Here is a 23121-nt window from a genome sequence, read left to right on the forward strand (position 1 = left end):
TTTTTATTATTTATTACGATGTTTATATACAAGCCCAAATGGAACTAAGTTTTCGTTTCCATTTTTAATTCTTGTAATGTTACTGCGGTGTCTTACAAAGATGAAGACAGTTAATATGATTCCGATTAAACCTAACCAGTAATCACCATCCATTAATATTAAGATGGTAATAAGTGGGAATGAGATCATACTAGCAAGACTAACCATACTTGTTAAGTAAGTAAAAATAATTTCAAAAGCAAATGCACATAAGAATAAAATAGGGTGAATTGCTAATAGCATCCCTGCACTTGTTGCAACAGCTTTACCACCTTTAAAATGAGCAAAAACTGAGAAAGTGTGGCCTAATACAGCGAACAGACCAAATATAATTGGTGATACGTGTGAGATATTGAAGAAAGCTGGAAGTAATGTAGCGATTGTTCCTTTTAGAATATCTAGAATCATTACAACCGCTCCAGCAGTCTTTCCTAATTCTCTAAACGTATTGGTGGTTCCCATGTTTCCGGAACCCAATTTAGTGATATCTTTATGGAAAAATAATTTTCCAACCCAGATTCCACTAGGTAGTGACCCTAATAAGTAAGCCACTATTAATAATAGTATAAGTTTCAAAAAACGTTCCTCCCCCAAAATAACTATCTATTAATTCTACCATTTTTACGAATTTAGACAACCTAGTATCGCAATTCCTAAACTAAAGCCCTTTTAAAACGTTTTTAAATAATGTAATATATTATATTGTATGAAAGGGAGTGCGTAATGATGGCTAATAAGTCAGAAAACTATAATGATGACTCCATTCAAGTTCTTAAAGGATTGGAAGCAGTTAGAAAACGTCCTGGTATGTACATCGGTTCTACCGATAGTAAAGGATTACATCATTTGGTATACGAAATTGTGGATAATGCGGTCGATGAAGCATTAGCCGGATATGGTGACGAAATTAACGTTACTATACATAATGATAATAGTATTACAGTGGTGGATCATGGACGTGGAATGCCTGTAGGAATGCATTCATCTGGTAAACCCACTCCAGAAGTAATCTTAACTGTATTACATGCTGGTGGTAAGTTTACAGAAAATGGTGGATACAAGACCTCCGGTGGTTTGCACGGGGTAGGTTCCAGTGTTGTTAATGCACTTTCAAACAGTTTAAGTGTAACTATTGTTAGAGATGGTTACAAATATGAAGAAGATTTCGAAAATGGTGGTCAACCAATTGGCACCCTTAAGAAAATCGGTAAAACAAAAGAACATAGTGGAACTACTGTCACTTTCAAGCCTGATAGTAGTATTTTTACAACCACTATTTATAACTACGATATTTTAAGACAACGTTTAAGAGAATCAGCATTTTTATTAAACGGCATAAAAATCACTTTAACTGATGAACGAGTGGGTCAAGAACGTAGCGAAGAGTTCCATTTTAAAGATGGAATTAAAGAGTTTGTTCAATACTTGAACGAAGATAAGCATACTCTTGGTAACATCATGTATTTTGATGGATCAAAAGATGGTGTTGAAGTTGAAGTAGCTGCTCAATACAATGACGGTTATACAGAAAACACACTTTCATTCGTTAATAACGTTAGAACTAAAGATGGTGGAACTCACGAATCAGGTTTTAGAAGTGCCTGGACCAAGTCTTTTAATGATTTTGCGCGTCGAGTAAAACTATTAAAGGATAAAGAAAAGAACTTAGACGGAACTGATGTTAGAGAAGGTCTATCTGCGGTTATTTCAATTAAAGTGCCTGAGGAAATGCTTCAATTCGAAGGTCAAACCAAAGAAAAACTAGGAAGTCCTGAAGTTCGTTCTATTGTTGATAATATTGTTTCAGAACAATTAGGTTACTTCCTATTGGAAAACAATGATTTTGCTCAAGAATTAGTTCATAAGTCATTAAGAGCACGTAAGGCGAGAGAAGCTGCGCGTAAAGCTCGTGATGAAAGTCGTAATGGTAAGAAGAAACACAAGAAGGAAAGATTACTATCTGGTAAATTAACACCAGCGCAATCTAAAGATGTTTCTAAAAATGAACTATTCCTAGTCGAAGGGGATTCTGCGGGTGGTTCTGCTAAACAAGGACGTGACCGTAAGCATCAAGCAATTTTGCCTTTACGTGGTAAGGTTTTAAATACTGAAAGAGCAAAACTAGATGATATCTTAAAAAATGAAGAAATTAGTACCATGATTTATACAATTGGTGCTGGTGTTGGTGCGGACTTCAATATTGAAGATGCCAACTATGATAAAGTCATCATCATGACCGATGCCGATGATGATGGTGCCCATATTCAAATTCTGTTATTAACATTCTTCTACAAGTACATGCGTCCAATGGTTGAACAAGGTAGAGTGTACATTGCGCTTCCACCTTTATATAAGATTCAACAAAAGTCTGGTAAGAAGAACCAAGTTGATTATGCTTGGACTAACGACGAATTAACAGACAAGTTAAAAGCGTTTGGCCAACATCCTGCTTTACAAAGATTTAAAGGTCTTGGCGAAATGAACGCCGATCAATTATGGGAAACTACTATGGACCCGGATAACAGAACTTTAATTCAAGTTCAAATTGATGATGCTGCACTTGCTGAAAAGCGTGTAACTACTCTTATGGGTGACAAAGTTGAACCAAGACGTGAATGGATTGAAGAAAACGTTAAATTCACACTAGAAGAAGACGGCAGTATTTTAGATACAACTAAAGAAACAGAAATTGAATAGATAGGAGGAAACGAAGTGGCTAATCATTCAGTGATTGAAAAACTAACGCTTGAACAAATCATGAGTGAAAGATTTAGTAGATACTCTAAATCAATCATTCAAGAAAGAGCGTTACCAGATGTTCGTGACGGACTAAAGCCTGTCCAACGAAGAATTCTATATGCAATGAACAAGGATGGAAATACCTTTGACAAAGGTTTCAGAAAGTCAGCTAAGTCAGTTGGTAATGTTATGGGTAATTTCCATCCCCATGGTGATAGTTCTATCTATGAAGCATTAGTAAGAATGAGTCAAGAATGGAAAATCAGAGAACCATTAATTGAAATGCACGGTAACAATGGTTCAATGGATGGAGATCCAGCTGCGGCGATGCGTTATACCGAAGCTAGATTGAGTAAAATTGCATCTGAAATGCTAAGAGACATTGATAAAGATACAGTTGATTGGGTGCCAAACTTTGATGACACTGAAAATGAACCAACTGTACTTCCATCACGTTTCCCTAACTTATTAGTAAACGGTGCAACAGGTATTTCTTCAGGATATGCAACTGAAATTCCACCTCACAACCTAACAGAAGTATTAGATGCTTTAATGCACTTACAAAAACATCCTGATGCTTCATTAGAAGAATTAATGGAATTCATCAAGGGTCCTGACTTCCCAACTGGAGGAATCGTACAAGGCCTTGATGGTATTAAGAAGGCATATGAAACTGGTCGTGGAAAGATTATTATTCGTTCTAAGACTAGTGTTGAAGAACTACGTGGTAATAAAACTTTAATTAGAGTAAGTGAACTACCATATGAAGTTAATAAGCTTCAATTGGTAAAACAAATTGATGAAATCAGAATCAATAAGAAAATTGATGGAATCGCTGAAGTTAGAGATGAAAGTGACCGTAATGGTTTATCTATTGCTATCGAATTAAAACGAGATGTAGATGCTACCGGAATCTTAAATTACCTATTTAAAAACACCGATTTACAAATTAACTATCACTTTAACGTGGTCGCAATCAACAAAATGCGTCCAGAAAGATTATCTTTAAAGGAAATCTTGGACTCATATCTTGATTATCAAAGATTAGTGGTTTCTAAACGTACTCAATACGATTTAGATAAAGCAATGGCTAGACAACATATTGTTGATGGTTTAATTAAAGCTTTATCTATCCTAGATGATGTAATTAAGACAATTAGAGCAAGTGATAATCGTAAAGATGCATGTAATAATTTGATTACTAAATTCGATTTCTCTGAAAAACAAGCAGATGCAATCGTTAAGTTACAACTATACCGTTTAACTAATACAGATGTGGTTGAACTAGAAACTGAAAAAGCCAAATTAACTGCTGATATTTTAGAATTCAATAAGATCTTAAACGATGATAGTGAATTGAATCGTGTTCTTACTAATGAATTTAAGGCAATTAAAAAAGCATATGGTAATGATCGTTTAACTAAGATTGAAGCCGAAGTCGAAGAACTAAAAATCAGTAAGACAATTACTGTTCCAGAAGAAGACGTTGTTGTGATGGTTAGTCATGATGGCTATCTAAAACGTAGTAGTGTTCGTTCATACAAAGCTTCAGATGTTGATGATGATGGTCTAAAAGAAGATGACTATCCAATTTTCTTAGAAGAACTAACCACACTACAACATTTGTTTATGTTTACTAATAAAGGTAACTTAATTTACCGTCCAGTTCATGAAATCACTGATGCTAAGTGGAAGGAAACTGGTGAACATATTTCTCAAACAATTGGTTTAAGTGATGATGAAGCGATCATTAAGGTCATGTCATTTAAGACTCTTAAAGAAACTGGTAAGTTTGTTATTTCAACTAGTGACGGCTATATCAAACAAACCGAATTTGATAAATTAGCACCTGGACGTAACTATCGTTCTAGACCAGCTGTTTATGAAAAGCTAAAAGATGATAGTGCCTATGTATTAAATGTGGAATATGTAGAAAAACAAGACGATAATCCATTAGTGTTTATTGCTTCAAATGTCGGATTAGCAACATGTTTTGAATTAGATGAAGTATCTTATTCAGGTGCTCGTTCAACTGGTGTTAGATCAATGGATATTAGGGATGATGAATTTGTCGCTAATGTCGCATTGGTAAGAGAAGATGATGTTGTGGGGATGATTACCCAACGTGGATTCTACAAGAATATGAAAGTTAGTGAAGTTCCATTAGCAAGTCGTGCACGTAGAGGGGTTCAAGTTCTAAAACCACTTAAGAAGAATCCACATGAATTAGTGGACTTGGTTAAGCTTGAAGAATCTAACGACAGTTACAATCCAATTCAAGTGGTTACTGATAGACGTCGTACCCATGACATTATGCCTTCGGAACATCCAATTAACGATAGACAATCAAATGGTTCTGCTTTATTAGATGTTGATGCTGAAGGACAACCATTAAATATGATGGTATTACATCCTGAAGTAGTGGCTAATATTAAGTAATATTATCTATAGAATAATTATTATCAAAATCATAAAATTTATTGTTATTTTATGATGATTAGGTTATTATATTCTAATGAAGAATTTATTATATGATAATTTTATGGATAAATAGGGGTAAAAAATGAAAAAAACTAAGCAAGAAAATATTTTCTCTTCAAAAACACTTTCATACTTTTTGCAATTAGCAGAAACTATGAATTACACTCAAGCAGCACAAATTTTGGGAATTACTCAACCAGCTCTTACTCAACAAATTAAAAAGCTTGAAAAGACTGTTGGGGCACCATTATTTTATTCAATTGGTAAAAAATTAAAGTTATCATCAGCTGGTAACATTATGCTAAAGTCTACAAAAGATATTTATGAAATTTTAAACCAAACTGCTGACGAAATTGAACAATCAAACAGCGCTTCAACTGGTGATATTAACATTGGTGTTTTATCATCAATTCAAGTTAAAGTATTTGAAAAGTTCATCGCTGAATTATACAAAAAGAATCCTGAATTGAAGATTAACTTAAGAATGTTAACCCGTAAGGAAATTTGGGAAAGCTTGGAAAACAACCGTATTGATTTAGCAATTATGTACTTACCAGATTCATCAATTAAGAACTGGAAGCCATATGAAGCACAAAAGATTATGAGTGATGACTTAATGTACATTCACCATAATGAAAAATTTGCTGGAAAAGATAAAATTAAATTTAAGGACACATTGGATAGACCATGGGTTACTTATCCAGAAGATTACTTCTTAGATTCAATTCTAAAAACTGAATACAAGGATCAACTACTAGATAGTCCTAAGAGTGGTGCTTGTTTCTCAACTCCAGAACAAATCTTACGCTTTGCAGTTAACACTGGATTAAATACTGCACTTCCAAGTTCATTTATGATTGACAAAGATGTTAAAAAATTGGAAGATAATAATACATGGGTTGCCCGTTTGAATCCAAACATTAATTTTGATCTAGCATTCGTCTACAGAACAAATAAGAAAATGATTCCTCGTGTGGGTTCATTCCTAGAAGAATTTGATAAATTCTTAGATGAAAGAGACTACCTAACAAGATTAAAGGACAACTACTAAAAAGATAAAGGAAGTTTTATCATGGCTAAAGAATTAGTTTTCGGACACCAAAGTCCAGATACTGATGCAATTTGTGCAGCTATCGAATATGCATATCTACAAAACAAATTAGGTTACGATGTTGAAGCAGTTGCTTTAGGTACACCTAATGAAGAAACTAAATTTGTTTTAGACTACTTTAAACAAGATACACCTCGTGTAATTAGTGAAGCTTCATCTGAAGTTGAATCTGTTATGCTAGTGGATCATAATGAACCTCAACAAAGTGTTTCAGATATTGATAAATTAACTGTAACTCATGTTGTTGATCATCACAGAATTGCAGATTTTAATACTGAAAAACCAGTATTTTATCGCGCAGAACCAGTTGGTTGTGTAAGTACTGTAATTTTTGAAATGTTTAACGAAAAAAATGTTGAAATTCCTGAAAAATTAGCAGGACTAATGCTATCAGCAATCATTTCTGATACATTATTACTAAAATCACCAACAACTACAGATGTTGACAAGAAAGCAGTTGAAGCATTAGCTAAGATTGCTAATGTTGACTACGAAGAATACGGTATCAAGATGCTAAAAGCTGGTACTAACGTTGATGCTAGATCTGATAAAGACCTAATTGACGGTGATGCTAAGTCATTCACTATGGGTGGTAAAGCTGTTCGTATCGACCAAATTAACACTGTTGATGTTAACGACGTCTTAAAACGTAAAGCTGATTTACTAAAAGCTATGGAAGAAGAAGCAAAAGCTGAAGGATATGATTTATTCTTAGTTATTGCTACTAATGTTTTAGACAGCAACTCAGAAGCCATTGTATATGGTGAACCTAAAGATGCTGTTGAAAAAGCATTTAACCAAACTATTTCTGACGACACAATTGCCTTACCAGGTGTTGTATCAAGAAAGAAACAAGTTGTTCCTCAATTAACTGATGTTTTAGATTAGTATTAGGACGGTAAAAAGCACATCCTAGAGATGTGCTTTTTATTTATATAAAATATCTGACAGCGTTGCATCCGGAATACGGCTGTCTCAAATAAAAACAATAGGAGATTTTCAAAATGGTAAAAGTATTAAGAAATTTAGCAACTTCAAGAGTGATGGATTTATTAGGAATTGTAATTATATTTATTTGTGCATTTCTATCAGGATATCTATTTGAATCACTTAATGATGTGACTCATTGGGGACACTGGGCAATTTTTGTTCCATTTGGTTTAATTAGTGCATTTGATGCTTGTATGTCTATTATGTCTACTAGATTAGTTGGTCGATTTAGTAATTGGGGTAATTGGATAGGAGTTCCTGAGATTATCTTGGGTTGTATTATTGATTACTTACTTGGTAATCATGGTGCAATTTTAACTTACCCAATTAGTTTTATTATCCAGATCTGGGCAATTAAGACATGGACTAATTCTGATAAATTTAAGAAATCAAACTTAATGAATACTGCTAAGGGAAAAATACTTTTTGTCATTTTATCTCTATTATCATTGTTATTTAGTTTTGGTATCAATTACATTGGATACGGTCAACTAAATTCATCTGATTCTGTCCTATATGTATTAACTAGTTTTGTATTTGGAATCTCATTAATCGCAAATATTATGAATGCCATGAAGATTTCAACACAATGGAAATTCTGGCTATTATACGACTTTATTCAATTAGCTAAGGCATTTAGTCAATTTAATTTTGCAAACGTTGGAAAATACATTTATTACATTCTAATGGCACTTGCTGGTAATGCATATTGGGGTAAGGATGCCGAATAATATATTGTGCTAATGAGTTGCAATATTTTCAATATTCGTTATCATTATAGATATGTCGTGTACGATATATCAGCATTTGATATGTCATAATTAAGCAAAGGAGCTGTTAATTATGAAAAAATACAGTGAAGAAGAATTAAGAAGTCGTTTAACAGACGAACAATATGAAGTTACTCAAAACGCTGGTACTGAAAGACCATTTACAAATGAATTCGATGATTTTTTTGAAGATGGATTATATGTAGATATTGTTTCAGGTGAACCATTGTTTACATCAAAAGATAAGTACAACTCAGGATGTGGATGGCCAGCATTCACTAAACCAATCGAACAAAGCAGTATTAAGAGCAATCTAGATACTTCTCACGGAATGATTAGAAATGAAGTTAGAAGTAGTGAAGCAAACTCACATTTAGGACATGTTTTCCCAGATGGACCACAAGATAAGGGTGGATTGAGATACTGCATTAACTCAGCTTCATTAAGATTTATTCCAGTTGATAAATTAGAAGAAGAAGGCTACGGTAAATACGCAGCTGAATTTAAATAAAAGGGGGATTTTATAATGAGTAAAGAAACAGCAATTTTTGCGGGTGGTTGTTTCTGGTGTATGGTTGAACCATTTGATCAACAACCAGGAATTGAAAGTGTAATCTCAGGTTATACTGGAGGACACGTTGCCAACCCAACATACGAACAAGTATGTAGCCATACTACTGGTCATACTGAAGCAGTTGAAATCACATTTGATCCAGAAATTATTTCATACAAAGAACTTGTTGAAATTTACTGGAGACAAACTGATCCAACTGATGCTGCTGGTCAATTCCAAGACCGTGGTGACAGCTACCGTCCAGTAATCTTCGTAAATAGCGAAGAACAAAGAGAAGTGGCAGAAGCTTCTAAAAAAGCTTTAGCTGAAAGTGGCATGTTTGATGATCCAATTGTTACTTCAATTGAAGATGCAAAACCATTCTATCCAGCTGAAGATTATCACCAAGACTTCTACAAAAAGAACCCATTACGAGCACAAATAGAAGAATTAGGTGGTCGTCAACAATTTAAAGATACAAAATGGGCTAGATAACAAAAAAAGATTGCCAATCGGCAATCTTTTTTTTATTTGTTCTTTCTTAAGTTATCAACGAATTCTTTGCTAGGAGTGACATAAATTGTTTGTTGACCTTCATATATAACGAAGCCAGGTTTTGATCCGTTAGGTTTTCTAATTTTTTTAACCTGAACATAGTCAACTGGAACGGTTGCTGAATCACGTGCTTTAGAGAAATATGCTGCAAGCATAGCAGCGTCTTCAATCGTTTTATCATCCGGATTAAAGTCTTTAATAATAACGTGTGATCCATGAATCTTTTGAGTATGCAACCAAGTGTCACGTTTATCAGCATCTTTCATTGTTAACTTATCGTTTTGCAAATTATTTTTACCAACAAGAATATGAACACCTTCATCAGTAATAAATTCTTCAGGCTTACTAATTTTAGTATTGGTAGTTTTTTTGTTTGAATGATTATTATGATGTTTTAAATAACCTTCATTTTCAAATTCAACTTTTATGTCATCTAAGTCAGATGGATTAGCAAGTTCAATTTGAGATAAGATATTATCAAAATAATTGATTTCATTATTCGTCTTTTCAAGTTGATCAGTAACATAAGATACAGCATTCTTTTCTTTTTGATATCTTTTGAAATACTTTTGTGCATTTTCTGATGGAGAAATTTGGTTAGAAATACTAATTTCAATCGGATTACCATTATCATAAAAGTTAGGAAGGGTGATTTTAGTCATCCCTTTTTTAATTTCATGTAGATAGGTCGTTAAAATTTCTCCTTTAATTCTATAATCATCAGCGTATTTCGTGTTTTCTAAAGTCTTTTCCAACTTTTTCTTTTTAGTTTTGTTTTTCTTAAGTTCAGATTTAGCCACTTTGATTAAAACACTACCTTGTTGCTTAACGCGATCTAATCTAGCTTTAGTTTCATAAAAATGATCAAGAAGTTCACTTAAAGAGTTAAAGGTTGTAGCTTTTTCTTCAAAAGGATAAACTGTAAAAATTGCTGATCCATTATGTTCAATCAGTGTAGGATTTGGATTATCAAAAAATGAAAAGAATTCACTGAATCCATCTCTATGATTTGTACTAACATGCATCATTTTTGCTAAAAATAGTGATGTATCCTTTCCTAAACCTTGAAATGTTTTACGAAATTCAGTAGATAAAACTTCTTGGTTAGGATAGTTAGAAAGCAATGTTTCCACTATGTTAAAGTCAAAGTCATCACTGAATGGATTAATCATATTTTGGTTTGGAGGGGTGATGTAGGTATCTCCTGGTAAAATGGTTCTATATCTATTCTTATCAGCACCAATGCGTTTAATAGCGTCAATAATACGCATATCATCTTGAGTATCTACTAAAATAATATTACTATGACGAGCCATAATTTCTACAACTAACATCATTTCTTTGAGGTCACCAATTTCATTGCGTGTTGTAAAATGAAAAACCATTACTCGATCATTATCAATTTGAGTAACTTTTTTTAAAATTGATCCGCTTAGATGTTTTCTCAATGTCATTGTAAAATTAGTTGGAACCTTGGGATTAACATATGAAGTTCTTGAAACTTGTACACGTGCATAGTTAGGGTTCGCAGAAATTAAAATAGGGTAATTTTCATGGTTAGATCTAATTGTGATAACGACTTCATTATCATAAGGTTGATTAATTTTTGAAATTCGACCACCAGTAACTAGGTTATTTAATTCAGCGACCATAGCATGTGTGAATGAACCATCAAATGACATTTTATCATCTCTCTTTCGTTAAAAATCTTATAATATAGTATAACTTAAATAAGCTATACTTAGCAAAAATAACAGAGTTCTCATGATATAAAACTGGTTTAATGTTATAATTTTTATATAAATTAAAAGATCGTATTAAGATTAAAAGGATGATAAATAATGAAAATTGCAATCGTAACAGATAGTACTTCTTACTTATCAAAAGAAGAGCAAGAAAAATATGGCATTCATATTATTCCAATGCCTGTCATGATTGATGGTAAGAGTTATGAAGAAGAGGTAAATATCTCAACCGAGGAATTCTATGAAAAATTGAAGAATTCGCAATCATTCCCAAGTACTTCTCAACCTGCTATGGGAGAATTAATCAATATGTACAATAGTCTAGCTGAAGAGGGATACGATGCAGTTATCAGTATTCATTTAGCAAGTACTATTTCTGGGTTCTTTAATTCACTATCCGCGTTAGCACCCACTATTGAAAATATTAAAGTAATTCCTTACAATTCAAAAATTACAGTAAAATTAATGGGGAACTTGGTAATTGAAGCTGCTAAACAGGTTGAAGCAGGTAAATCAATTGAAGAAGTTATTGAACACTTAGATATGGTTAGAGATACCATTGATGAAATTTTTGTTGTAGATGATTTGCAAAACCTAGTTAGAGGTGGAAGACTGTCAAATGCTTCAGCGTTTTTAGGTAGTTTGTTAAAAATTAAACCTCTTCTAACATTTGATAAGCAATCAAACGAAATTGTAGCTTTTGAAAAAGTTCGTTCTCGTAAAAAAGCATTAAAGAGAACTGAAGAACTATTTAAAGAAGCAATTGATAAAGTTGATTATCCAGTAAAAGCCATCGTTATTAATGGAAATGATCCTGAAGCTGGACACGAATGGAAAGAAAGTATTCAGTCTATTTATCCTGATATGAAGATTGAAGAAAGTTATTTTGGTCCAGTTATTGGAACTCATTTAGGAAATAAATCATTAGCATTAGCCTGGATGATTGATACAGAAACCAAATAAGTTAATATTTTACATTAAATAAACGTACTTAATTAGAATTTTAGGGTTATTATTCACCAAAACACAAACATTAATTGAACAAAAAGTATAAAATGTTAGTTGTTTTATGTTTTTATAAATGATAATATAGATGTTGCAAGTTATTTTGCAAAAAAATTTAGGAGTAGGGTTATATGCGTAAAGTGCTAGTGGAACGGAATGTGAACGCTAGACGAAAACTACGGTTGCGATGTATATCCCGCATTCGCCACAACGTTTTTATAATATCGTTTTTATAATGATTTAGTGGCAGCTCCACTAGGAGATGTCTTGTTTTTATGAATGCTTCAACTTTATTTAGAGTTCCACGTATTAACGTTAGGGACGCATCAACAATTGCTATTTTAATGGCATTGTCATATGTATTAGGAAAATTTGGAATACACACTCCAATCGTTGTATTTACTTTCTCATTCCTAGTTACAGCTGTAATGGCATCCATGTATGGACCAATCATTTCAGCAGTAGTAGCAGGGGTCTGTGATGTAATGTTTACACTATTGAGTGGACAAATGTACTTACCAGGTTTTACTCTATCAGCAATGACAGCAGCATTTATCTTTGGACTATTTTTATACAAAAATGAAAAATTCAGCCCATGGAAAGCAATTGTAGCTCAATTAATTATTACCTTATTGGTAAACACATTTATGAATACTTTATTCTTAACTTTATCACCATTAACATCAGGATACAGTTTTAAAGTATTTATCATGACTAGACTAGTAAAACAAGTTATTACAACACCAATTCAAATGGTATTACTTGTTGTTGTTCTAGGTAACCCAATCATGCAAAAACTAATTAAGTCTCGTTGGAAATAATAAATTCGATTGAGAGTGAAGTTATATGATTAAAAATTTTTACGATTTTAAGTTAACTGAAATGAATGGATCAAACATTGATTTTAATGATTTAAAAGGTAAGGTAGTACTTGTTGTTAATACAGCAAGTAAGTGTGGTCTTGCAGGACAATTAAAAGATCTACAATACTTATACGATAAATATAAAGACGATAATTTTGTTATCATTGGCGTTCCATCAAATCAATTCCACATGGAGTTAAAAGATGATCAAAAAACCAGTGAATATTGCCAATTACACTACGGTGTAACTTTCCCAATGAGCAAACAAGTGAAAGTTAACGGTAAAGATGAATTACCATTATTTACTTACTTGAAAAATGCTTCAGGTAAAGGCCGTATAAAGTTTAACTATACTAAATTTTTAATTAATAAGAATGGTGAATTTATTAAAAGATATTCACCATTAAAGAATCCTCGTAAGTTCGAACAAGATATTATTAGTGAACTTAATCAATAATTAAAAGCATCCATTAAATTGGATGCTTTTTTATTTTTACTATTAATTAATTGCAAATATATAAAGGGGGAATATGTGAAATATGTCTCTGTTTAATTTTATTTATCTACTTTACATAATATATATTATGCGAAGTAACCTAAAAAGTAAGAAAGAAACAGCATTTTTAATTTTATTACTGTAATTATTGATTTCGTAAATAATATGTTAAACTTGTATAAAATGTTGAAAGGATTTTTATATGATTTCATTTTCCGAAATTAAAGATTTAAACGAGTCAAATTATTGGCATCAGTTATATAATGACTCTTTTCCAGATTATGAAAAAATTTCATTTGATGATTTAATACAGCTTGCTGATTCTGATCATCGTATTAAAATGTATTTGATTAAGCATAACAATAAACATGCTGGTATCTTATATCTAGTTGATTTAAATGATAAGGCCTTTATTTTATACTTTGCTATTGATTCTAGTATTCGTGGCCAAGGACTTGGTAAATTGGTTCTTAATGCTTTAAATAGCAAATTTAAGGATGGTTTTATATTAGAATGTGAATCTACAATTGGTAGCTTTGCTAATTCTAAACAACGTGATGCTAGATATCGTTTTTATATCAAGAATGGACTAATTGACACAAACTTATTTTCAATTGATTCTGGCGAAAAGTTCCACCTACTTACTTCTAATAAAGATTGTACTAAGGATGATTATCTTTATGCGAATAAGTTACTTGGAATATCTGTAGATGTGATTAATCATAAATAAGGTGAAATTTAGGGAGCTCTGTGCTGCGAGTTTTTATATTAATGTGTATAGTTATACATTAAATTGCAGTGTAATGCGCCCTTTTATTTTTATTTAATTTTTGAAGGCAAATTAATCTTAGTTTTAAGGTTCATATGATAGAATGCATACATATTATGGAATTGGAGAGTTATTATGAAAATATTTAAACGAAGCAGAAAATTTTATCTGTTTGCTTTTGTAGTGATTGTTTTAATTGGATTGGGAATTAGAAACACGATTGATAATGGTAAGTTCTATCAATTTACCAATAATAATGCTAGCTTGCTAGTTAAGGCTGATCAAAAAGGAAAAGTTATTTGGAAGCTTAGAAGCAGCGACTCAAACGTTACATATTTATTCTTTAATAAGGATAATCAAGTTTTAATTGCTGAAGATAAATCAGATTTAAATGGAATATACAAGAATCCTAATAATTACAGTGATGACGTTGGAACATATCAAAATAATGGTGGCGAAATCACGTTTAACATCAAGTATGATGAAGAACAAGTCAACATTAAGATATATAACTTGAAGAAGGTTAACAATAACAAATTTAAAGGAGTTATTGAAACTGATTCTGAAAGTACATCCTTTAAACAAAATGCGACAATCAGCAAGGATGGATATATTAAATAAATTATTGATTAAAGACCCCTTTTTATATAAAGGTGGTCTTTTTATTTTGCATACATCTATACATTAAAACTAATGGATATATATTATTCACCTTTATTATGATATACTTATAGATAGATTATATATAAAAACAGGGGGATTCATATATGTCTAATATTACAAACTTTAAGAAATCACATAAAAATGCTTTTTATGCGATAATTGCAGTTATCGTTATTTTAATTTTGCTCGGAGTAAAAAATGTTATTACGAGTGGAAATGTTTTTAGCGCATCAGAAGCACCTACATCTTTAATTAAGCAATCTATTAAAGATCACACTTTATGGAAAGTTACATATAAAGATGAAGATAACGAAGACGCCACTATCTACTTCTATTTGGATTCAGATGAAGCTCATTATAAAGATGATGAATACCATATTGCAATGGTTTCAAACTCAACTGATTATAAATTAACAGATGATAGCTTTAGTCTTTCTTCTTTAAAGTTCACTGATTTAGAGACCAACGGTAAAAACATCGACGCTACTTTAGGTAATCAAAGAGTAACCATTAAAAATACCGGTGATAAAATTTCTGACGATTAGGAGTGAACATTATGGGATTTATTTCAGCATTTAAAGAAGCACATAAAAACCTTTTTTATTTAATTACTGTCTTGATTTCAGTTACAGTTGTTGTTGGTGTTAGAAATCAAGTTGTTAACGGTAGTCCTACACAACTGGGACCTACCCCAGCTAAAATCATTCAAGAAACTACTGAAAAGAAAACCATTTGGACATTTTCTTACAATGATAATAACTTTTATTTATACTTTCTTAATGATAAAGACGTTTTATATTCAGATGACTTAAGTAATTTCTCAATGGCTTATAAATATCCAGAATATGATAAGTGGACTAATGGTGAAAAATGTTCATACAGTTTAAGTAATAACCAATTAATTATCAATCAACCCAGTGATGGTGATGATACAAATGGTGAATCCTTAACAATAACATTCTCTAACTTACAATTAGATAGTCATAATAACATTCAAGCTCAGGTATCAGCTAAACCAACAAATGATAGCGATAACAGATCCGTTAATGGTATTAGTGTCGTATTAAATAACACTGGGCGAACACCTGATGATAAATATTTTGAAAACAATTAATAAAAAAGACATTTCAAAAATGAAATGTCTTTTTTAATCTTCAATTTTAAATTTTATTCTAGCCCCTACTTCTTGAGAACTATTCGCATGATCAACTTTGACGTTTAATTGTTTAAATGGGAATGTTGCTTGCATTTGCGTGGTTCTATTTGAAACATCAGGCATAGAAGCCATAAGGGCGTCTATATCTAATTTCTTAGTATAGAATCTGACAAGGGCACGTACCCAATTAATTCCTGTCGCCCTGCTTAGGAAAATGGTTTCAGTAAGTCTTAGTGGCCTGATTCCAACGTATTCAGATTTGCCATTTTTAGTTTGATTAAACAAGATTTGAACTAAACCAATCCAATTAGAACTAGCGATATGCTCTTTAGATAGCTTAATATCTTGCTCCAAAGTACTATCATCTAAGACATACGGAGTTTCATATGCAGTAACATAGTCTAAGTCACTCTTATTATTACTAATAAGCTTTTCAGTAGATATGAAGTAACTATCTTCTTTAGTAACAAAGAAATTTAATGCATAAGTAACGTCTTTGGGTAAAACAACCCCTGTTTCTTGATCAGGTGGAAGTACTTGAACGTTTAAATTGGTATATTGCTTTAATTGTTTTAATAAGAAGTGACGATTTCCAGGAATAAATACCCTAACCGGTTTTTCCAGTTCAATTATATTAAGAATAGCTCCTAATTGAATTGGTTCAATGTATTGTTTATCACTGATTTGAGGGCTTAATGATAAAGCATTCGGGTTATTGTTCATTACAATTGTCTTGTAACCAATTCTATGAAGTTGAATTAACATCTCAGCTGTATAATAGTCAGCTGCAGTATTTGGACCAAGTTTATTTCCCCCACGTCCAATTACCAAAGCTGTCTTTTCAGATTCTTGATGCGATTCGTTTTCAACTTCATAACTACTGTAAAATGATCTAATATTTTGATCAAACTCTCCAGCTGAAGGTTCAATTGTTTTGTAAGTTGGATATTCATTTTCAGCATGATATAAAGATCTTACTGATTCAATCGGTTCTTGCCATGTTTCAGCCATCATACCATCACCAAAACCGAAATCATGTGCTACTTCGATAGTGCTAAGCTTCATTGGTTCTTTAATAATGAGCTCTTCCACATCAAGTAAAGCTCTTAACTTATAGAAATAGAATTGGTCAATCTTTGTTAACTCTTCTAATTCATCAATTTGATATCCACGTCTAAGGGCTTCAATTAACACTAGTAAACGATCAGACTTTGGATGAATTAATTGACTAATCAATTCGTCATTACTGATTTCTTTCATACTTGGTAATACATCTCTAGGAGAAAATTGAGAGCTTCTAAGAGCCTTTAGTAACGCTTCTTCAACAGTTCTTCCCACACCAATTGTAGAACCGACAGATTTCATCTTTGTACCAAGATGTTGATCAGCTTCTTGAATATTATCAAATGGCCAAACCGGCATTTTAACAACAACGTGATCTAAAGTTGGTTCCATAATTGGAGTTAAATGATGGTAATTATTATGCAACTTAATTTCATTTAATGAGTTACCCAATAATAAATTAGTACATACATAAACCAACGGATACCCTGTAGAACGAGCCGCTAAAGCAGTGTTACTGTTAATAATCGGGTTAATTTTAGTTACGTAGTAATTTGATCCATCATTGGTATCTAAAGCAAATTGAATATGACAAGGTCCAATAATGTTTAAGTAATCCATAATCTTGAAGGTCGCAGTTCTAATATTTTGATATTCAATATCATTTAAAGTTTGAACTGGAGTGATAATCATTGAATCTCCAGAATGGACTCCAACAGCATCAATATTTTCAAGTCCAGCAATTAGTATTTTAGTGTTGGTTTGATCTCTAACCCCTACTGTTTCGACCTGTTTGTATCCAACAATGCTCTTCTCAATTACGCATACACTGTCGTCTTTAAACTCATCTTCAAGTAAATCGGATAAATCTTCAGCATTATTACAAATGATTCTTTCAGTGCTTTCTCTTTGGTTAACTTTCTTGATGTTAACCGGAAAACCAATATCTCTAACCACCGCAAAAGCTTCTGATTCACTGCGAATTATTTTAGATGGAACTGCAGGTTCAGAAACGCGGTTAATTGCAGTTTTCATTTTATCTGGACTATTTAAAACTTTTAATGATTCCTTTGAAATACCTAATACTTTTACATTTAGGTCATCCAGGATTCCTTGATTAATCAATTCTTGAGCAACATGAACAGCCCTTAGTCCACCTGTAATTGGAATAAGAGCGTCTGGTTGTTCTTTATTTAAAACGTCAATTACGTTTTTTACATTAATTTCTTTGATAAAAATGTTAGCTGGTTGAACTTCAGAAAGAGTTAATGAAAATGGATTGTTATCCATTACTAGAACTGATATGCCTAGTTTTTTTAAGGCTACCATCATTTGAAATGCTGATGCATCTAGTTCAGTTTCACTACCAATTTTAGAAGGTCCTCCACCTAGAATTAATACCTTTTTTATTTCATTATCGATCATGTGTTATCTCCTTTGTGAGCTAACGTTTTCTAGAAATTCTTCAAATGTATCCGCACTATCTTGTGGTCCGGGACCTCCATCTGGAGAAAATTGTACTGAAAAAGCTGGATAATCACGATGTCTAATTCCTTGAACGGTTCCATTCACTAGGTCAACGTATGTGATTAATAGTTGATCATGAATGATGGATTTAGGGTCAACAGCGTATCCCTCACTTTGTGAAGCATAAATAATTTGATTAGTAATAATTTGTCGAATTGGATGATTACTACCATGGTGTTCACCATCTAGTTTATAGACATTAGCACCATTAGCTAGTGCGAACAATTCATGACCTAATCCCATTGAGAACATTGGAATCTCTTTTTGGACATCCTTAATCATGTCTAAAACAGAACTAGGGAGGTCCAAAGGAGAACCTGGACCAGTAGATAAAACTACGCCATCCGGATCTAGGTCAAAAATGGCCTTACTAGATGTATCCCACGGCATCACAATCACATTACAGTCAAGGTCTGCTAACTTTCTTAAAATACCGTATTTTAGCCCAAAATCAATCAAAACAATATTGTTTCCATCACCAGTATTTGGAAATGGTGATGTTGTAGAAACTTGTTTTACTTGTTGATTGGTTAAAACAGTCGCATGTAATTGATCAAACGCGTGCTCATCATCAATATCTACAATACTAGCCTTCATTGTTGGCTTTTTATTTAATCGACGGGTTAATTCACGGGTGTCAATGCCAGCAATTCCTGGGATATTATGTTGTTTCAAGAAAAGGTCTAGGTTAAGATTTCCTAATCTATTCGTAGAAACATTTGAATATTCCTTTACAACGATCCCTTTAGTATTAGTCACAATTGCTTCAAAGCTTTTGTGATTAATCCCAGTGTTACCAATTGATGGTTGGGTGAAAACGATGATTTGATTATGGTAAATTTGATTTGTTATAACTTCTTGATAGCCTAACATATTAGAATTTACAATAATTTCACCAGTTGTGGTAGCTTCTGCACCAAAGCCTTTTCCCTTATATGATGTTCCATCTTCTAATATTAAATATCTAGTGGTCATAACAATGTCTCCTTAAATGAATTATTTAAGAGTTACTTTTCATCAATTTCTACTGAATCTTGATCATCAATTTCGTCTACTTGAACTTGAATGATTTCTTGCTTAGAAGTTGGAATGTTCTTACCAACAAAATCAGCTCTAATTGGTAATTCACGATGACCTCTGTCAACTAAAACAGCTAAACGGATGTTATTAGGTCTTCCTAGTTCGGCAATTGCAGATAGAGCAGCATTAATAGTTCTTCCAGTAAATAATACGTCATCTACTAAAATAATATTTTTATCTTTTAATGAAACTTCATTATCAGATAGAACTTCTGGTTCGTTGTTAGTGTGTTGGATATCATCACGATACTTAGTTACGTCAATTCCAACTACTGGCACTTCTTTATTTTCTAACTTTTGTAATCGGTTAGCGATACGTTTAGCAAGATAAATACCACGTGTTTTAATACCAACTAATACTAAGTTGTTTACCCCTTTATTCTTTTCAATAATTTCATAAGTAATTCTGGTTAATGCTCTTTGCATTGCCATTTTATCTACGACGACTTTACTCAAGATGGTTCCTCCTATTGAATCTTATATTTATTTCTTAATTTAGTAATTGTTTGTTCAAAAATTTCAGGTAATGGTGTTTCAAAAACAAGTTGCTCATTAGTTACTGGATGAACGAATCCTAGCTTTTTAGCATGTAAGAATTGACCATTTCCTTGGATAGTATTTTTGGGACCATATAATGGATCTCCTACTAGTGGATGACCAATATATTTCATATGCACTCTGATTTGATGAGTTCTACCAGTTTCTAGAATACAAGATACTAATGTGTACTCTCCACCGAATCTTTCTAAGACTTTAAAGTGAGTAACTGCATTCTTACCGTCCTCAACAATCCCTTGTTTTTTACGATCTTTTTTAGATCTACCAATTGGTGCATTGATTACACCACTATTTTCTTTTATGTTTCCATGGACTAATGCAATGTATTCACGAATGTTTGATTTATCTTTTAGTTGTTGTGACAAACTCTCATGAGCATGATTGTTCTTTGCAATCATCAATAAACCAGAAGTATCCTTATCAATTCGATGGACAATTCCTGGTCTATATGTACCATTGATTGTTGATAATGGGCTATGAAATAATAGCCCATTAACTAAAGTATGATTAGGATGACCGGCTGAGGGATGAACTACCATACCCTGTGGCTTGTTAACTACTAAGACATCGTCATCTTCGTAAACAATATCTAACGGAATATCTTCTGGCTCAACATTCATAGTTTCTGGCTCGGGGATTTCAACCGTAATTTCGTCATCAATTTTGACATCATATTTAGGCTTCTTCTTTTCACCATTCACGAGTACAAGGCCATCTTCAATTAATGATTTCGCTCTTGCACGGCTTAAATCCTCAATGTTATCAGTAATGGACTTATCAAGTCTAACATTACCCTCTGTTACTGTATAAATTACTGTATTACTAATCTAAATCACCATCTCTTAATATTGCAATGAATAGGATAACAATTCCAAAAGTGATACAAATGTCTGCAAAGTTAAAGATTGGGAAATTAATGAAATCAACTTGGAACATGTCTACTACATATCCGTCAAATAAGCGATTAATAAAATTACCAATAATTCCTGACAGTAAAATTGTTAAACTAACTACATATAATTTTCTATTCTTTAATTTTATCATAAAGTAGATAACCGCAACGACAGCAACAAATGTAATGATTGAGAACAACCATTGTTGTCCCTGTAAAATACTCCAAGCAGCACCACTGTTATGGATGTTTGCAATGGATAATACTCCAGGGATGAACGGTTTTGCTGTATTTTCTATAATATTAGCAGAAATCCAAATTTTTATAATTTGATCAATTCCTACTAAAGCGATAACACTTAAGATAATATATAAAATCGGCATGCTTTAACTCCTAAAACAATCCTGTAATTTTTCCATCGTTATCAATGTCCATATTTAAGGCAGCTGGATGAGATGGAAGACCAGGCATTGTAAGTATTTTTCCGGTTAATGCAACAATGAAACCAGCACCTAGTTTAGGTTGAAGTTCGCTTACGTTAATAGTGAAATCTTCAGGTGCACCTAATTGTTTTGCATCATCTGAGAATGAATATTGTGTTTTGGCGACACAGATTGGTAATTTATCCCAACCATATTTTTCCATTGTTTTTAATTGTCGTTTTGCTTTCGCGCTTAAAACAACGTTCTTACCATGATAAATCTTAGTAACAATGGATTCTAACTTAACCATAAATTCATCATCATCTTCATATAATGGTTTGAATTCATCGTTATTTTCGCAAAGTTTAACTAATTCGTTTGCTAAATCGGTAGCACCTGCTCCACCATTTTCCCAAACAGTTGTATTAAATGGCTTTACACCTTGTTTTGTAATGTAATCGTTCAATGCATTAATTTCTTTTTCGGTATCACTTGAGAATTCGTTAATTGCAACAACAACAGGTTTGTTATATTGCTTCATATTAGCAATATGTCTACCTAAGTTCTTAGCACCTGCTAATAAAGCATCAACATTTTCTTCGTCAAGATCGTTTTTATTAACTCCACCGTTTAGCTTTAATGCTCTTACAGTTGCAACAATTACAATTGCATCTGGACGATGACCTAGTTTCTTTGAAGTGATATCTAGGAACTTTTCTCCACCTAAATCAGCACCAAAACCAGCTTCTGTAATTGCGTAATCAGCATGTTGCATTGCAGCTTTTGTTGCAAGAATACTGTTACATCCATGTGCAATGTTGGCAAATGGTCCACCATGAATAAACGCTGGTGTATGTTCTAATGTTTGAACTAGGTTAGGTTTGATTGCGTCTTTTAATAGTAAAGCTAATGCCCCAGTAACACCTAAATCGTTTACTGTCACAGGTTCTCTATCATAGTTGTATCCAATCAAAATTTTACCCAGTTTATTTTTTAAATCTGCTAAATCTTCACTTAGACATAAAACAGCCATAATTTCACTTGCGACTGTAATGTCAAAACCGTCTTCTCTAGGAACACCCGATGTTCTACCACCTAATCCAATAACGACCTTTCTTAGTTCACGGTCATTAATATCTACGACACGCTTCCATGTAATAGTTCTAGGATCAATATTTAGTTTGTTACCATGATGAATATGATTATCAATTAATGCTGATAAAGTATCATGTGCTTCAGTAATTGCTGGAAAATCACCTGTAAAGAATAGATTGATATCTTCCATTGGTGCAACTTGTGAGTATCCACCACCTGTAGCACCACCCTTAATTCCCATAACAGGTCCTAATGATGGTTCTCTTAGTGCAATTGCACATGATTGATTAATACGATGGAATGCGTCTCCTAATCCAATTGTTAAAGTTGTCTTACCTTCTCCTGCAGCAGTTGGATTAATGGAAGTAACTAAAATTAGTTTTCCATTTTTTTCACCCTTAAAAGGTAAATTTAATTTTGCTTTATATTTACCGTATGGTTCGTATTCGTTGATTCCAATGTTTAATTGTGAAGCAATATCATTAATGTTAACTAAATCGGCTGATTGTGAAATTTCAATATCTGTTTTCATGGTAAGAACATCTCCTAGT

At 32.6% G+C, this 23121-nt stretch carries 22 protein-coding genes and 1 riboswitch; of the genes, 14 read left to right on the forward strand and 8 right to left on the reverse strand.

Annotated elements, in window-relative coordinates:
- Window positions 1–6: 6 nt before the first annotated feature.
- On the reverse strand, window positions 7–615 hold the full coding sequence (gene plsY, locus M3005_RS00270; protein WP_293792680.1) for a glycerol-3-phosphate 1-O-acyltransferase PlsY: 609 nt from the start codon (window positions 613–615) through the stop codon (window positions 7–9).
- A 150-nt stretch (window positions 616–765) separates the two neighbouring features.
- On the opposite strand from plsY, the gene parE reads away from it, so the two are divergent.
- The 7 genes from parE to msrA all read left to right on the forward strand — a co-directional run bounded on the left by parE (window position 766) and on the right by msrA (window position 9178).
- A complete protein-coding gene (gene parE, locus M3005_RS00275) occupies window positions 766–2736 on the forward strand; it encodes a DNA topoisomerase IV subunit B (RefSeq protein WP_293792681.1) in 1971 nt (656 codons plus the stop codon).
- A 15-nt stretch (window positions 2737–2751) separates the two neighbouring features.
- Complete coding sequence (gene parC, locus M3005_RS00280) at window positions 2752–5217, forward strand: DNA topoisomerase IV subunit A (RefSeq protein ID WP_293792683.1); 2466 nt, start codon at window positions 2752–2754, stop codon at window positions 5215–5217.
- A gap of 124 nt (window positions 5218–5341) precedes the next feature.
- Window positions 5342–6310 (forward strand): LysR family transcriptional regulator, encoded by a 969-nt coding sequence (locus tag M3005_RS00285; protein ID WP_293792685.1) that lies wholly within the window; start codon window positions 5342–5344, stop codon window positions 6308–6310.
- A gap of 21 nt (window positions 6311–6331) precedes the next feature.
- Window positions 6332–7258 carry a manganese-dependent inorganic pyrophosphatase gene (locus M3005_RS00290; RefSeq protein WP_293792686.1) on the forward strand — a complete coding sequence of 309 codons (927 nt, stop codon included), beginning with the start codon at window positions 6332–6334 and terminating at the stop codon, window positions 7256–7258.
- 116 nt (window positions 7259–7374) lie between these two features.
- Window positions 7375–8091, forward strand: a complete 717-nt coding sequence (locus M3005_RS00295) for a nicotinamide mononucleotide transporter (protein WP_293792688.1) — start codon at window positions 7375–7377, stop codon at window positions 8089–8091.
- A gap of 112 nt (window positions 8092–8203) precedes the next feature.
- Window positions 8204–8641 carry a peptide-methionine (R)-S-oxide reductase MsrB gene (msrB, locus tag M3005_RS00300; protein ID WP_053949984.1) on the forward strand — a complete coding sequence of 146 codons (438 nt, stop codon included), beginning with the start codon at window positions 8204–8206 and terminating at the stop codon, window positions 8639–8641.
- A 15-nt stretch (window positions 8642–8656) separates the two neighbouring features.
- The gene (gene msrA / locus M3005_RS00305) at window positions 8657–9178 is read left to right on the forward strand and encodes a peptide-methionine (S)-S-oxide reductase MsrA (RefSeq protein WP_293792690.1); all 522 of its coding nucleotides are present in this window, start codon (window positions 8657–8659) and stop codon (window positions 9176–9178) included.
- 32 nt (window positions 9179–9210) lie between these two features.
- Here the strand turns inward: msrA and M3005_RS00310 are convergent, their stop codons facing one another.
- Window positions 9211–10920: an NFACT RNA binding domain-containing protein gene (locus M3005_RS00310; RefSeq protein ID WP_293792692.1), complete on the reverse strand. Its 1710-nt coding sequence runs from the start codon at window positions 10918–10920 to the stop codon at window positions 9211–9213.
- Window positions 10921–11079: 159 nt separating this feature from the next.
- Here M3005_RS00310 and M3005_RS00315 point away from each other — a divergent pair, with 159 nt between their 5' ends.
- The 7 genes from M3005_RS00315 to M3005_RS00345 all read left to right on the forward strand — a co-directional run bounded on the left by M3005_RS00315 (window position 11080) and on the right by M3005_RS00345 (window position 15893).
- Window positions 11080–11946, forward strand: a complete 867-nt coding sequence (locus M3005_RS00315; protein WP_293792694.1) for a DegV family protein — start codon at window positions 11080–11082, stop codon at window positions 11944–11946.
- Between the two features lie 157 nt (window positions 11947–12103).
- Window positions 12104–12198: riboswitch (THF riboswitch) on the forward strand.
- 65 nt (window positions 12199–12263) lie between these two features.
- Window positions 12264–12809, forward strand: coding sequence for a folate family ECF transporter S component (locus M3005_RS00320; RefSeq protein WP_053949988.1), 546 nt, complete (start codon window positions 12264–12266; stop codon window positions 12807–12809).
- Between the two features lie 28 nt (window positions 12810–12837).
- Window positions 12838–13308 (forward strand): glutathione peroxidase, encoded by a 471-nt coding sequence (locus M3005_RS00325; RefSeq protein ID WP_293792959.1) that lies wholly within the window; start codon window positions 12838–12840, stop codon window positions 13306–13308.
- Between the two features lie 241 nt (window positions 13309–13549).
- Window positions 13550–14077 carry a GNAT family N-acetyltransferase gene (locus tag M3005_RS00330; RefSeq protein WP_293792695.1) on the forward strand — a complete coding sequence of 176 codons (528 nt, stop codon included), beginning with the start codon at window positions 13550–13552 and terminating at the stop codon, window positions 14075–14077.
- Window positions 14078–14251: 174 nt separating this feature from the next.
- The gene (locus tag M3005_RS00335) at window positions 14252–14737 is read left to right on the forward strand and encodes a hypothetical protein (protein WP_293792697.1); all 486 of its coding nucleotides are present in this window, start codon (window positions 14252–14254) and stop codon (window positions 14735–14737) included.
- Between the two features lie 146 nt (window positions 14738–14883).
- The gene (locus M3005_RS00340; protein ID WP_293792698.1) at window positions 14884–15324 is read left to right on the forward strand and encodes a hypothetical protein; all 441 of its coding nucleotides are present in this window, start codon (window positions 14884–14886) and stop codon (window positions 15322–15324) included.
- Between the two features lie 11 nt (window positions 15325–15335).
- Window positions 15336–15893, forward strand: a complete 558-nt coding sequence (locus M3005_RS00345) for a hypothetical protein (RefSeq protein WP_293792699.1) — start codon at window positions 15336–15338, stop codon at window positions 15891–15893.
- Window positions 15894–15926: 33 nt separating this feature from the next.
- Here the strand turns inward: M3005_RS00345 and M3005_RS00350 are convergent, their stop codons facing one another.
- From M3005_RS00350 to M3005_RS00375, 6 genes are read right to left on the reverse strand one after another with little or no spacing between them, the layout of a single operon-like run.
- Window positions 15927–18422 (reverse strand): carbamoyl phosphate synthase preATP-grasp domain-containing protein, encoded by a 2496-nt coding sequence (locus M3005_RS00350; RefSeq protein ID WP_293792700.1) that lies wholly within the window; start codon window positions 18420–18422, stop codon window positions 15927–15929.
- 3 nt (window positions 18423–18425) lie between these two features.
- Window positions 18426–19499, reverse strand: a complete 1074-nt coding sequence (locus M3005_RS00355) for a carbamoyl phosphate synthase small subunit (RefSeq protein ID WP_293792702.1) — start codon at window positions 19497–19499, stop codon at window positions 18426–18428.
- 32 nt (window positions 19500–19531) lie between these two features.
- The gene (gene pyrR, locus M3005_RS00360; RefSeq protein WP_053949994.1) at window positions 19532–20059 is read right to left on the reverse strand and encodes a bifunctional pyr operon transcriptional regulator/uracil phosphoribosyltransferase PyrR; all 528 of its coding nucleotides are present in this window, start codon (window positions 20057–20059) and stop codon (window positions 19532–19534) included.
- Window positions 20060–20070: 11 nt separating this feature from the next.
- Window positions 20071–20973, reverse strand: a complete 903-nt coding sequence (locus M3005_RS00365) for an RluA family pseudouridine synthase (protein ID WP_293792961.1) — start codon at window positions 20971–20973, stop codon at window positions 20071–20073.
- A 10-nt stretch (window positions 20974–20983) separates the two neighbouring features.
- Window positions 20984–21436: a signal peptidase II gene (lspA, locus tag M3005_RS00370; RefSeq protein WP_293792704.1), complete on the reverse strand. Its 453-nt coding sequence runs from the start codon at window positions 21434–21436 to the stop codon at window positions 20984–20986.
- A 10-nt stretch (window positions 21437–21446) separates the two neighbouring features.
- Window positions 21447–23102, reverse strand: coding sequence for a formate--tetrahydrofolate ligase (locus M3005_RS00375; protein ID WP_293792705.1), 1656 nt, complete (start codon window positions 23100–23102; stop codon window positions 21447–21449).
- Window positions 23103–23121: the final 19 nt, after the last annotated feature.

Source organism: Apilactobacillus sp. (assembly GCF_025290035.1).
Lineage (GTDB): Bacteria > Bacillota > Bacilli > Lactobacillales > Lactobacillaceae > Apilactobacillus.